Genomic DNA, 13272 nt, shown 5'->3' with positions numbered 1-13272 from the left:
CAGAAACCGTTGTCATACTACACTGTTTCAGGCAGCTGCCAATTGATCGGCTGCTCATTCCATTCTTGCAAGATTTGATTGGTTTGGGAAAATGGTTTTGACCCAAAGAAGCCACGATGAGCCGACAATGGCGATGGATGAACCGACTTGATGATCGCGTGTCTTGTGGTATCGATCATTTTTATTTTTTCTTGCGCCGGCTTGCCCCATAAAATAAACACAATCGGTTTTTCTCGCTCATTCAAGCGTTCAATAATTGCGTCTGTCAATTGCTCCCAGCCTTGGCCCCGATGAGAATAAGCCTGACCTTCTCTGACCGTCAACACCGTGTTCAGCATCAGCACCCCTTGCTTGGCCCAGCTAACTAAATTCCCGTGTTGGACAGGCGGGATTCCAAGATCACTTTCCATTTCCTTGTAAATATTCCGCAAAGACGGCGGGATCTTAACCCCTGGCTGAACTGAGAATGAAAGGCCGTGGGCTTGGTCCACGCCATGATAAGGATCCTGTCCTAAAATTACGACTTTCACTTGATCATAAGGCGTCAATTCCAAGGCTTCAAAAATATGATACATATCCGGATGGATTTTTTGTGTCCGGTATTCATCTTTTAAAAATTCTCGCAGTTTCAAATAATACGGCGCTTGGAATTGGTCTGCCAGAACGGTTTGCCACTCATTGTGGATGATTTCTTTCACAGCGTACACTCCTAATGATTTTTTTTGCTGGCTTATTGTTCATTTTTCAATTACTCAGCTAATTCTTTTTTAAGAATAAATCCGACATGGTTATCCTCTCTGGGATTATGGTACACTATCGGTGAATGATAAGAAAGCTAGGTGAACAATTTTGATCAAACTTATTGCCTCCGATATGGACGGGACATTATTAAACAATCATATGCGGGTTCCGACAGCCAATATCGAAGCCATCAAAAAGGCTCAAGCACAAGGAATTGAGTTTATTACAGCAACCGGTCGTGGAATGAGTCATGCGAAGATTTCTTTAGACGAAGCGAAGATCCATGTACCGATGATTTTATTAAATGGCGCTCACGTGGTGAATGCCCAACGTGAAACGATTTTCACAATTCCCATAGGTCTACAAAAAACACTTGCCGTAATGGATGCCATTGAAAAGGCTGGCTTATACTACGAGATTTTCACCGCAGACCACGTCTATTCAGAGAACCAATCCATGCGGATCGAATTTGTTTCAGAACATCTGTTAAGCAGAGATCCTGAACTATCGAAAAAAATGGCGATCGCCGCTTCCTCGGAACATTTGACCTTGACGCCGATCGATTATGTCGAGAATATTCGCCAAACCTTAAAAGAAACCGGTGAAGACGTCTTGAAGATCATCGCTTTTGATAAAAATGGCCCAGAGCGGCTAAAGAAAGTCACGATTGAATTAGAAGAAATCGGCGACCTAGCCATCGCGGCTTCTGAATTAACCAATATCGAAATCAATCATGTCAATGCCCAAAAAGGGATCGCTTTGAAACAATTTGCTGAACAACGCGGCTTTACTTCAGACGAAGTTATGGCCTTTGGTGATAATTTCAACGACGTCTCGATGCTGACTTATGCCGGCAACAGCTATGCGATGGGCAATGCCGCTTTAGAGATTAAAAAAATCGCAAAGCACGTCACGGATACGAATGAAGAAAATGGTGTCGCAACGGCAATCGAAAAAATCCTTTCTGAGTGATAAAAACAAAGGTGTGAATCAACATGACCGAATTTTTTATTCAAGAAAAACAATTAAGCTCGGTGACCCGTACGATTGTGAAAGATAGTAAGGGTGTGCCTCTTTATTTAATGGTAGGTCACTGGGGGCGTAAAGGCAATGTGCTGTCTCTCTATGCGATGGATGGGCAGATCGTGGCTTACATCAAGCAAGCCAGCGTAATTCTCGGTCGAAAATTTGAAATTTATCAGGATCACACTAAAGTCGGTGTGCTTCATAAAATTTTTCATTGGCCAGGGGATTTTTACTACATCCAACAGCTTCATTGGGCTGTTTATGGGGATATTTATAATCATCAATATAAAATCAATCACTTTAATCAGCCGGTTATGACGATGGACAAAGCAACCTTACTGACCGGTGATTACTATGCGCTAGATGTCACTGATCCTGCCGATGCACCCGTTTGTATCTGCGTCGCAGCCGTCATGGACTACTGGCTCTACAATCGCAATAAACGCAGGGAGAAAGAGACAGCTCTAGAGATCACTTTTTCACAAAACTAACAGAGGATGAGCCTAATCGGCCCATCCTCTGTTTTCTCTAAAAATTCTTTTTTCCTAGCTGCGATCGCGTGTTTTGACCGCTCGCTGCATATGATCATACTGGTGTCCACTGATCATGATTTCTCCGACATCCTGAAAGCCATCACGTAAATATAAGCGTTTGGCATTAGGATTGGCTTTATCAACATTTAAGCCAATGACCGTCTCTCCTTCATGAGTCGCTAAACGATCCACCGCCGTTAATAACTTTGAGCCGATTCCATGTCCGCGATAACGCTCATCTACCACGATCGAATCTAAATACCATTCATTCGGAAACGCTTCTGGATCAATAAACATATTGATTTCTTCTTCAATGCCCTGTGACCGCAAATAATTTTGCAGTGGCAGATCAATGATTGCCTCTTGACTAGCAGGATAACCAAAGACCGCACCAGCGATTTTTCCGTCGATCTCTTCGACCAAGCCACGGGCATAACCAAAACGATAGGTTGGGTCAGTAAAGCAAGACGCGATTACTTTTAAAGCACTCTCTTCGCCAAATTCTTCTAAAAAATCCAGTTCCATGTCCTTTAAAATAACCAGTATTAATTTAGCTACCGCTGCACCATCTTGTTTTTTTGCAAATCGAATCATTTTAAAACCTCTCTTTTAATAACGTTTAACACTACCCATCTAGTGTAACATGAGGCGCTTTTTTACGAAAGTGAGGATACTTTGTGATCGCTGAAAAGTCTGCTATGATTGATGCGGGAGGAATACCAATGAAAAAATTTATAAAAATTATTTTGGGGATTGTCATCGCAATTATCGTCGTCTTCGGCGGCTATTTGATTTATTTATTCGCTAGTTACGATCGTTTACCTGACAACCTGACCTTAAAGCCGCATAACCAGCACAATGAGGTCTTGGAAACAAATAAAACCTATCGTGCCATGAGCCATAATATCGGCTATGGTGCCTACCCTCCAAGCTATAGCTTTTTTATGGATGGTGGAAAATATTCACGGGCTTATGATAAAAAGACCGTTGAAGAAAATATGCAAGGCATCGTCAATACGACCAAAGACGTGGCTCCGACTCTAGCTTTTTATCAAGAAGTTGACCAATCAGGGGATCGCTCGCAGCATGTCGATGAGGTCGCTTGGTTGAAAGAACATTTACCCACCTATAACAGTCTTTATGGGCAAAATTACGACTCGTCTTATTTATTCTATCCTTTTACGGATCCCATCGGCCAAGCCAAATCAGGCTTAGTCACCTTGAGCCACGCTGAGATCACTAGCAGTAAACGTTATTCATTACCGATCGAAACGAATTTCAATAAATTCTTTGATTTGGATCGCGCTTTTACCGTCAGCCGTATCCCGGTCAAAGGGAATCATGAGCTGATTGCTATCAACACACATCTATCTGCTTTCACAAAGGATCGTTCCGTGCAAGCCGCGCAATTGAAAAAAATTTTTGATGTAATGGAAACTGAATATCAAAAAGGCAATTATGTTATGGTGGCCGGTGATTATAATCACGACGTTTTAGGTAATAGCCCTGAAGTCTTTAATACAAGTAAAAAGCGCGAAACATGGACTCATCCGTTTCCTAAAGATCAATTGCCAGCAGGTTTTCACCTGCCTAATGGCAATTTAGCCGAAGAAAAAATCCCTTCGGCTCGAGCCTTAAATGAGCCTTATAAAAAAGGGCACACCTATACGACCTTGATTGATGGTTTCTTACTTTCAGACAACATTCAGGTGAAGGATCTCCATGTCAAAGATATGGCGTTCCAGTATTCTGATCATAATCCAGTTTATTTAGACTTTAGTTTGAAATAATCGCTACCTCCGACTAAAGAGATTAAGAGAGAAACTACCTCTAAATCATCGTTTATAAGTAAAAAAGCCGAGACAATGTTTGTCTCGGCTTTTTTAGCGACTAACCTTCTCGAATCTGCTGGATGATCGTTTCAGCGGTCGCCGAGTTCATTCGTTCGGAGTGACGCAATTGTTTGGCTACTTCAGCAATCTCATTTTCAGTCGCCCCTGCCGAAATAGCAAGGGAACGACTTTGCATCGCCATGTGGCCTTTTTGAATTCCGTCTGTCACTAAGGCCCGAATCGCTGCTAAATTTTGGGAAAGTCCCACCGCTACAATGATTTCACCTAGCTCAGCCGCGTCAGTTACTTCTAATATGTTTAAAGCAATTTGTGCTTTCGGCAAAACTTTTGTGGCGCCCCCAACGATCCCAACTTTCATTGGCATGACTAGCTGGCCGATTAGTTTGTCTGCTTGGATAGACCATTCACTTAAGCCTTCATAACGACCGTTACGAGCTGCATACGCGTGACTAGCCGCTGCCACAGCACGGGTATCATTGCCGGTCGCTAAGACGATCGCATCGACGCCATTCATGATTCCTTTATTATGTGTCGCCGCTCGATAAGGATCAAGCTTGCTATAATCACTTGCAGCAGCGATCTTCTCTGCTAATTCAGCCGAAATCTGACTGAAAGGCAATTCACAACGAGCCTCGATCAGCGATCCCGTCCCATAATTACTTAAAATACTAAATAGTACATCCGATTCAGGCAATAGCTGCCGTACTTCTTGAGCGACCGCCTCTAACATCGTGTTCACGATATTGGCACCCATCGCGTCCTTTGTATCTACCACAAGATCAAGTGACAGATACCCTTCCGCAAAAGTTCTAATCGCAATCGATCGTAATCCGCCGCCTCTTTGGTAGATCGAAGGATAACTCGTTTCAGCGGTCTTAAAAAATAAAGTCTCATTGTGTAGAAGGCATTTTTTAGCGGCTACTAAATCTGAAACATTGCGTAAAACGATTTGCCCCGTCATCGCTTGTCCAATGACTCGCGTTGTTAATCCGCCAGCCTTTGCAATAATTTTTCCGGCATTACTAGCTGCCGCAATGACAGACGGTTCTTCTGTTGCCATTGGAATAATTTTTTTTTTACCGTTAATCACAAAATTTTGTGCGACGCCTAAAGGAATCGATGCTTCACTGATTTGATTTTCAATCAAATTATTCGCAATCTTTTCTGGTAAAACTGTTTCACTGGCTAATTGGGCTGCTTCTTTAGCTGACAGCTTTTTTTCTTTAACCAATAACGCCAAACGTTCCGCCTGCGTCATCTGGTAGAATTTTTTTTTGGCTGTCTCCTGATCCTCCGCTTTTGTAACCATTAAGGCCAAGCCTAAGCCGCCACCGATACAAAGACTGGCAACGCCACGTTGTTTTCCTTCTTGTATCAGCTCAGACAGCAAGGTCGTCACGATTCGGGCCCCGCTGGCACCAATCGGATGGCCTAAGGCAATTGCTCCACCATAAATATTAACCCGTTCATCCGGCAAAGCTAACTCTTTTTGAACCGCCACCGATGCTGCCGCGAAAGCCTCATTGATTTGGAACAGATCGATATCTGCTGTGGTCCGATTTACTTTCTGTAGCAGCTGGTTGATGGCCGAAACAGGTGCAACACCCATGATACTAGGGTCGATTCCGACTTCACTATAGCCATTAATCTCTGCTAAATAATCCAAGCCATGTTCAATCGCGTAAGCTTTTGAAGCCAAAACAACCGCCGAAGCACCATCGTTTAACGTTGAGGCATTTGCCGCCGTCACTACACCGCCTTCTTTAAAGGCTGGCTTTAACGAGCTGATTTTTTCCAGCGTCGTATCGGCTCGAATGCCTTCATCGGTATATAACGTGCTGCCATCTGCAAGCGGCACCGCCACAATTTCTGACTCAAACTTTCCTTCACGGCTTGCTTGTGATGCTTTCATTTGCGAATCATAGGCAAACTGATCCTGCATCTCACGAGTGATCTGGTATTGATCCGCCACTTTTTCGGCGGTTAATCCCATGTGCTTCCCACTAAAAGCATCTGTCAAGCCATCATAGATCATGCTAGACTTTGGCTCCTGCCATTCCTGTGTCACATAATCAAAGCCAGTCACTTTTGGCGCCTGAGACATATTTTCTGTTCCGCCAGCCACCACAACCCGAGCATCACCAAGCTGAATCTGCTGCATACCAAAAATAATCGATTTCAATCCCGACCCACAAACTTCATTGATCGTCGTTGCCGGAACTTCATAAGCAAGCCCAGCCTTCACTGCTGCCTGACGAGCGACATTTTGTCCATTGCCGGCTTGCAAGACATTTCCCATAAAAACTTGATTAACTTCTTGTCCGGTGATCTCTGCCCGGTTAATTGCTTCTTTCACCACGATTGCACCAAGCTCTACCGCTGACACGCTCGCTAATTTACCTCTGTATCTTCCAATTGGTGTTCGTACAGCACTTAAAATGACTACTTCTTCCAAGGGTGCACCTCCAATAAAATTGTTTAAAAACCAGACGTAAGTATAGCACAGATAGTTTTATAATTTCTTAAGATTCAAACTCACCTAATTCTGACCTTTCTATGATATATTTACCAATGGAAGAGGAACAAATCTATTTCTTGATTTCTTTTTTTACGATAGCGGATCGTTATCCGCCGCAAACAATGAATTCTATCAATAAGGATTCAATCATAAGAACTAGGAGGAGCAATATGACTATAGGAATTGATAAAATCAGCTTTCAAGTGCCTAATTACTATCTCGATATGACCGATTTAGCTAACGCGCGGGAAACTGACCCTAACAAATTTCACATTGGTCTTGGACAGGATCAAATGGCGATTAATCCTGAGACCCAAGACATCGTTACTTTAGGGGCAAGTGCTGCTGCAAAAATTCTTACTGATGAAGACAAGAAGGACATCGATATGGTCATTGTCGGAACAGAATCAAGTACTGATTTTTCAAAATCTGCTGCCGTCATTATCCATAACCTGTTAGATATCCAACCATTTGCTCGTTCATTTGAAATAAAACACGCATGCTATGGTGGTACAGCTGCCTTGCAACAAGCACATGATTATGTAAGCTTGCATCCTGACCGCAAAGTGTTAGTGATCGCAGCCGACATCGCTAAATATGGCTTAAATAGTGGGGGGGAACCCACTCAAGGTTGTGGCGCTGTCGCAATGCTTATAACGAAAGAGCCTCATATTTTGGCCTTTAATAACGATAGCGTCTTTTATTCTGAAGATGTCTATGATTTCTGGCGCCCGGCTGGTCATGACTATCCGTTGGTTGATGGTCATCTCTCAAATCAAATCTATATTGATTCTTTCACACGCATCTGGGAGCAAAATAAAAAAATCAATCAAACAAGTAGTGAAGACTACGCTGCCCTTACCTTCCACTTACCTTATACTAAGATGGGTCGAAAAGCATTACGGGCCATTTTCCCTGAGATGCCAGAGGAAGAACAACAGCGTTTAGAAGCTCGCTATGACGAAGCAATCCTTTACAGCCGACAAGTTGGCAATCTTTATACCGGTTCACTATATTTAGGTTTATTATCGTTGTTAGATAATAGCCAGTTAGTGGCGGGAGACAGAGTGGGACTTTTCAGCTATGGTTCTGGTGCAGTCAGCGAATTTTTCTCCATGACCTTGATGGAAGATTACAAAAAATATTTAACCTCAGAAAATAATCATACGTTGTTGGCCCAACGGAAACGTTTGACCATTGCAGAATACGAAAAAATGTTCAACGAAAAATTACCAACCGACGGAGGCAGTCATAGCTTCTCCGATCCAACCGACTTTGCTATCAACAAAATCGATGGCGATATTCGTTACTACAATAAATAATTTGACGCAAAAGGAGCTGAGACATAACTGTCTCAGCTCCTTATTTACGTATAAACGGTGGCCCAGAAGTAGCTTCTGTTCCAACCTCTTATTTTTAGGCACAAAAATAGTCTAACAGGTCTAATGGCTGTGTGTTTTTGTTTCATTCCAAGTTTCTAGAATATTTACACTCTTTTCTAGGTCTTAAACGTTTTTGTTCTTGTGATTGAATGTTCGTTTAAGCCTCACCATTAAATAGAGAAATGGTTCTACTGTCTACATCTCTCATCCTGTTAGACCTTGATTCCTTGGTAAGGAGTTCTCAAAATCCCTACTTCCTTCCTGCCCTTTTAGGCACTCTCTCTTGAAATGAATGCCTCCATTCATTTCATGTTGCTTTGATCCTTAACAACTTTAGGGATACTACCCCTTACACCTATTTTATACCATATTTCCGGACTTTTTGCAAGCGTTTGCAGTTTTGCTGGTCGATTTTTTTCATGTTACAATGTTCTCCATGGAAGGAATGATTTCAATGAATATTTTATATATATCAATTTCAGGAAACACCCGTGCTTTTGTCGAAAGACTAACAACTTATGCTGCCGAACAGCACCAGGCAGACGCTAAAAATCCACTGATCACTAGTAAAGAGATCTCTGAGAACAGTCCCTTCGAAACAGAAGCGGAAGAATTTTTTACCTTCGTTCCTACTTATCTCGAAGGTGGAAATGGCGTAGACAATGGCGATACTGAAATTTTGACCGAAGTCATGCGGGAGTACTTGGACTATGAGGCTAATTATCAAAAATGTCTCGGCGTAGTCGGCAGTGGCAATAAAAATTTTAATTACCAATACTGTCTTACTGCTAAACAATATAGCGAGGCCTTTGGATTTCCTTTTTTAGCGGATTATGAACTGCGGGGTACCATCAAAGATTGCGAGCGTATCTATGATTGTCTAAAATCTGCTTTAACAAGCTGATTTTTTACTCATCATTTTATTGACATTTTCTCATTAAAGTAGCATTCTTTTTTAAAGGAGTGAAGAATTTGAGAAAAGTCGCAATTATTGGTGTCGGCCACGTTGGCAGCACCACTGCCTATACATTAATCGCTAAACAAATCGTTGATGAAGTAGTCTTATTCGATACAAATACAAACCTCGTCCAAGCTGAACTAAATGATCTAGTTGATGGACAAATGGAACAGCCACATCAAGTTAAATTGATCGCACCAGATTTATCTGAGTTAGCTACCACCGATGTACTGATCTTTTCCGCTGGGAATATTTCGATCCTTAATGGTAATTCAGATCGCTTTGCCGAGCTGAATTTGACAAAAACAATCGTAGAAGAGTGGGCACCTAAAATTAAAGCTTCCGGCTTTAAAGGGATTATCTTAAATATTACGAATCCTTGCGATGTGATTACCCGCTATTTGCAGGAGTTAACCGGATTGCCTAAAGAACGCGTCTTTGGTACTGGCACTTCTTTGGACACCGCTCGGATGAAGCACGCAGTCAGCGAAAAAATCAACGTCCACCCGACTTCCGTGAACGGCTATGTAATCGGTGAGCACGGCGAAAGTCAATTTGTTGCTTGGTCCACTGTCACTGTCGGCGGTCTGCCAGTCGCCGAGAGTTTAACTAGCGAACAACGGATAGAGCTTGATGCAGCAGCGCGCAAAGGTGGTTGGACCACTTTCAGAGGAAAGGGCTATACCTCTTATGGGATTGCCATTCAGGCCGCACGAATCGTCGAAGCGATCTTAAATGATAATCAGCTGATCGTGCCCGTTAGCCATTATCAACCAATTGAAAAGTGCTACGCCGGCTCACCTGCCAAGGTTTCGATTAGAGGAATCAGTGAATCGATCCCGCTCAACCTGACAGCAGCCGAAAAGCAAAAATGGCAGCTCACCATCCAAACGATAAAAACAATGTACGAAACGATTTAAAGAAAAAAGGCTGGACGCATTGTCCAGCCTTTTAAGCGCTTTGAATAATTGTGGACCCTTTCTCCCAATCAAATGAGATCAATTTCGCGTTTGGCGTCCGATAATTGAAGACTTTTTCATTCTCCAATGGTTCAAAATAATTTTTCATCGCGCGTATCACCGAGTTATGACAAACCAACAAGTAGGTATTTTCTTGGTCTTGCTCCAATTCAGTTAGCAATGGAACGATACGAGCATAAACATCCATTAGTGATTCGCCATTGGGATATCGCACCGCAAACTGTGTCCGCAACTGCAAATAAACTGACTGCTGATCACTCGTTCCATCAAAGTCGCCATAATCTAATTCAATCAAACGTTCGTCAACGCTCATGGGTAACTTATTTTTTTCCGCCACAATCCGTGCTGTTTCCTTTGCACGTTGAAGCGGTGAATGAATAATTTTTGTGATTGGTTGTGATAAATTAGCGACTTCCTTTGCTAATAGCTCCGCCTGCTGATAGCCGACCTCTGATAAAGCAATATCGCTTCTGCCTGAAATAATTCCTTTATGGTTCCATTCCGTTTCTCCATGTCTTGCAACGTAAAGCACTATAACAACCCTCTCTAATCTAGCTCAAAAAATGAAAAACACTGAAACTGATTTCATTCTATTTTCAAAAAGATGCAGCGTAATAAACTGGTAATAGCCAGTGACCATACCACTTTATCACTAGAATGAAAGAACGTCTACTTTTTTTGAAAATGATTAGGACTTTTTAACCCCGTAGACCCGCGGAATAATTAAATGATCAATTAGTGGGACGAAGCAATTCATAATCAGCAAGATAAAGGTCATTCCCTCTGGCATCGAGCTGAATTGGCGCCACAGCATTAATAAAATTCCACAGCAAATCCCGTAAATAATTTCACCTTTGGGGGTAGTCGGTGACGTACTGTAGTCCGTCGCCATGAAAAAAGCTCCCAACATCGTCGCACCGCCAAAGACATGTGCAAACACAATCGTCGGATCTCCTTTTCCAAAAAAGAAGGCCAACAGAATAATCGTTCCCAACATAGAGAAGGGAATCTGCCAAGTGATGACCTTTTTGTAAAGTAAAAATAATCCACCTAGAAGCAATAGGATAGCAGCTGTTTCTGCATTTTTACCGGCAATCAACCCGGTCAGGCTGTCGAGCATTTGTTCCCCCGAAAGTCCTATCCCCGCTTTCGCATCCATTAATGGCGTTGCCGAGGATACAACATCTAAACCATCGAGGGAAAATATCGGACGTGGTTGGACATTTTCAGACATTTCCTTCACAAAAACCAAGCGTAGTACGGCCCGCCCAGTTAGCGCCGGATTCAATAAGTTTCTGCCGATTCCGCCAAATAATTCCTTCGCTACAAGAATCCCTATCGTGCCCCCTAAAATCGGATACCACAACGGAACACTCGCTGGCAAACTCATCGCTAACAAGACACCTGTTACGACTACCGAATAATCTTTTGGCAAAGAATTTTTCCGCAGCTTGAACCATAATAGCTCAACGATTAAACACGTTGCGACAGAAATTATATACAGTAACAATGAGCGCAAACCAAAGAAAATAATCGAAGCCAAGACACTTGGCAGTAAAGCAATTAGTACCCATTTCATCAGATGATCCGTTTTTTCTCGATATAATAAATGTGGTGAGGCTTCCATCATAGGATAACGCTGGCTACGTACTTCTTCAAATGCCGATCTTTTCTCCATTACGATTCCCGCCTCTCTTTCAGCGCTTGCTGCCCTGCCACAATATGCTCCGCTAAATGACGACGCGCCGGACAAATATAGGTACAACAACCACAATTAATACAGCTTTCGACATATAGTTTTTCCAGCCGCTTCCAGTTTTTCTTTAAATAATTTTTTTCAAGTTGATGTGGTAACAGACCTACCGGGCAAACTTCTACACAACGAGCGCATAGAATACAAGGACTAGGCGTACTGTCTTGGTCATGCTTTTCATTTATCACGATCAAGCCATTCGCTGATTTTGTTAATGAAGCTGCCAACGTATCTACCGTTCTCCCCATCATAAAGCCACCAGTAATAATTTTTGAAGGGGTCCCATCAAACCCACCGCAAAAATCGATCATGTCTTGAATCGAAGTTCCAATCGGAAAGTAAACATTTTTTTGCTGCATCACATCTCCCACTACAGAACAAATCCGATAACTTAATGGAATGCCAGGGTCAATTGCTTCAGAAACAGCAACCGTTGTAGCGACGTTAATGACCAAATAGCCTAAATCTCTTGTTGATCCATCTGGGGGCTCTTCTTTTCCGGTAATCGTTTTAAACAACATTTCTGTGCTTCCCTGCGGGTATACAGAAGGTACTTCAATAACTGAAAGAGTTGGAATATCTTTACATAATTCTTTCATAACTTCAATTGCCTCTTGCTTATCATCTTCAATCGCTATGATTCCCTCATTGGCTCCTACAGCCTTTAATACAAGCTTGCAGCCTTTAATGAGTTGATCTCCCTGATTTACCATTAAAGCGGCATCCGCCATTAGCAACGGTTCACATTCCGCACCGTTAAAAATACAGGTATGAATATCTTCTTTGGGATTAAGTTTTACATGACTGGGAAAAGTCGCTCCCCCTAAACCTACAACACCTGCAGCTTCCACTTTTTCAACAATCGTTTCTGGTGACAATTCCTCAATCTTATCATGATAGATTTTCTTAGGTTGTTCTTGAAAATCATTTTCGATCACGATACAAGTCATTTCATCCCCTTGACCTTGATCGATTTCTTCGACTCCAACAATCCTTCCCGAAACACTCGCATGAATATTGGCTCCCAATCCCTCATCCATTTTAGCAATCGTTTGACCTAAAAAAACCTTCTCACCAACTGAGACAGTCACCTCCGCCGGATCACCAATATGCTGCTGGATTGGAATATAAACTTTTTTAGGATAAATACTTTCTACCCTTTTATAATTATCAATTCCTCTTAGGTGTAACGCTTGATCCTGATGAAGATCAATCCCACCTTTAAACGCCCGATTTACCATCATAATCCCCCATTTTTCTTCTTAATTTTAGTATAACATGAACATTTTTCAACTAAAAATAATATCCCATACCTAAAAAGAAGGATTAGTTAATAAAAAAAAGTTATCGAATGATCGAATCTATAAAATTTAAAAATTGACTTTCCCAGTGCAAGCCACACCTTCAGCTATCCGTGATTAGTATTCATAGCTAGATAAAATTTAAACAACGCTAGATAAAATTTAAACAACAAAAAAGACTATCCATATTATGAATAGTCTTAACTGCGTGGCGACGTCCTAATCTC

At 42.1% G+C, this 13272-nt stretch carries 12 protein-coding genes; 6 read left to right on the top strand and 6 right to left on the bottom strand.

Annotated features, from left to right (window positions below; translation table 11 throughout):
- Positions 1-17: 17 nt before the first annotated feature.
- Complete coding sequence (locus tag RV00_RS14620) at positions 18-698, bottom strand: uracil-DNA glycosylase (RefSeq protein ID WP_071863298.1); 681 nt, start codon at positions 696-698, stop codon at positions 18-20.
- Positions 699-849: 151 nt separating this feature from the next.
- Between RV00_RS14620 and RV00_RS14615 the strand changes: the two genes are divergently transcribed.
- Together RV00_RS14615 and RV00_RS14610 are read left to right on the top strand one after the other, a co-directional pair.
- A complete protein-coding gene (locus RV00_RS14615) occupies positions 850-1713 on the top strand; it encodes a Cof-type HAD-IIB family hydrolase (RefSeq protein ID WP_071863297.1) in 864 nt (287 codons plus the stop codon).
- Positions 1714-1736: 23 nt separating this feature from the next.
- Positions 1737-2258 (top strand): LURP-one-related/scramblase family protein, encoded by a 522-nt coding sequence (locus tag RV00_RS14610; RefSeq protein ID WP_071863296.1) that lies wholly within the window; start codon positions 1737-1739, stop codon positions 2256-2258.
- Between the two features lie 54 nt (positions 2259-2312).
- Here RV00_RS14610 and RV00_RS14605 read toward each other — a convergent pair whose 3' ends face one another.
- The gene (locus RV00_RS14605; protein ID WP_071863295.1) at positions 2313-2894 is read right to left on the bottom strand and encodes a GNAT family N-acetyltransferase; all 582 of its coding nucleotides are present in this window, start codon (positions 2892-2894) and stop codon (positions 2313-2315) included.
- 128 nt (positions 2895-3022) lie between these two features.
- Between RV00_RS14605 and RV00_RS14600 the strand changes: the two genes are divergently transcribed.
- A complete protein-coding gene (locus RV00_RS14600; RefSeq protein WP_071863294.1) occupies positions 3023-4090 on the top strand; it encodes an endonuclease/exonuclease/phosphatase family protein in 1068 nt (355 codons plus the stop codon).
- 100 nt (positions 4091-4190) lie between these two features.
- On the opposite strand, the gene RV00_RS14595 is transcribed toward RV00_RS14600, so the two are convergent.
- A complete protein-coding gene (locus tag RV00_RS14595) occupies positions 4191-6608 on the bottom strand; it encodes a hydroxymethylglutaryl-CoA reductase, degradative (protein WP_071863293.1) in 2418 nt (805 codons plus the stop codon).
- Between the two features lie 233 nt (positions 6609-6841).
- Here RV00_RS14595 and RV00_RS14590 point away from each other — a divergent pair, with 233 nt between their 5' ends.
- From RV00_RS14590 to RV00_RS14580, 3 genes are all read left to right on the top strand, one after another.
- Positions 6842-7993 carry a hydroxymethylglutaryl-CoA synthase gene (locus tag RV00_RS14590; protein WP_071863292.1) on the top strand — a complete coding sequence of 384 codons (1152 nt, stop codon included), beginning with the start codon at positions 6842-6844 and terminating at the stop codon, positions 7991-7993.
- 514 nt (positions 7994-8507) lie between these two features.
- On the top strand, positions 8508-8957 hold the full coding sequence (gene nrdI, locus RV00_RS14585; RefSeq protein ID WP_071863291.1) for a class Ib ribonucleoside-diphosphate reductase assembly flavoprotein NrdI: 450 nt from the start codon (positions 8508-8510) through the stop codon (positions 8955-8957).
- Between the two features lie 68 nt (positions 8958-9025).
- On the top strand, positions 9026-9931 hold the full coding sequence (locus tag RV00_RS14580; RefSeq protein WP_071863290.1) for an L-lactate dehydrogenase: 906 nt from the start codon (positions 9026-9028) through the stop codon (positions 9929-9931).
- A 31-nt stretch (positions 9932-9962) separates the two neighbouring features.
- On the opposite strand, the gene RV00_RS14575 is transcribed toward RV00_RS14580, so the two are convergent.
- The 3 genes from RV00_RS14575 to rsxC form a co-directional block, all read right to left on the bottom strand.
- On the bottom strand, positions 9963-10523 hold the full coding sequence (locus RV00_RS14575) for a histidine phosphatase family protein (RefSeq protein ID WP_071863289.1): 561 nt from the start codon (positions 10521-10523) through the stop codon (positions 9963-9965).
- Positions 10524-10679: 156 nt separating this feature from the next.
- Positions 10680-11669, bottom strand: coding sequence for an RnfABCDGE type electron transport complex subunit D (locus RV00_RS14570; RefSeq protein WP_071863288.1), 990 nt, complete (start codon positions 11667-11669; stop codon positions 10680-10682).
- A complete protein-coding gene (gene rsxC / locus RV00_RS14565; protein ID WP_071863287.1) occupies positions 11669-12985 on the bottom strand; it encodes an electron transport complex subunit RsxC in 1317 nt (438 codons plus the stop codon). The genes RV00_RS14570 and rsxC overlap by 1 nt, the downstream gene beginning before the upstream one ends.
- Between the last annotated feature and the right edge of the window lie 287 nt (positions 12986-13272).

Origin of the sequence: Enterococcus devriesei (genome assembly GCF_001885905.1) — a bacterium.
Taxonomy (GTDB): Bacteria; Bacillota; Bacilli; order Lactobacillales; family Enterococcaceae; genus Enterococcus_A; species Enterococcus_A devriesei.
Note: the sequence above shows the minus strand (reverse complement) of the source record. Positions and strands in the feature narration are given on the sequence as shown.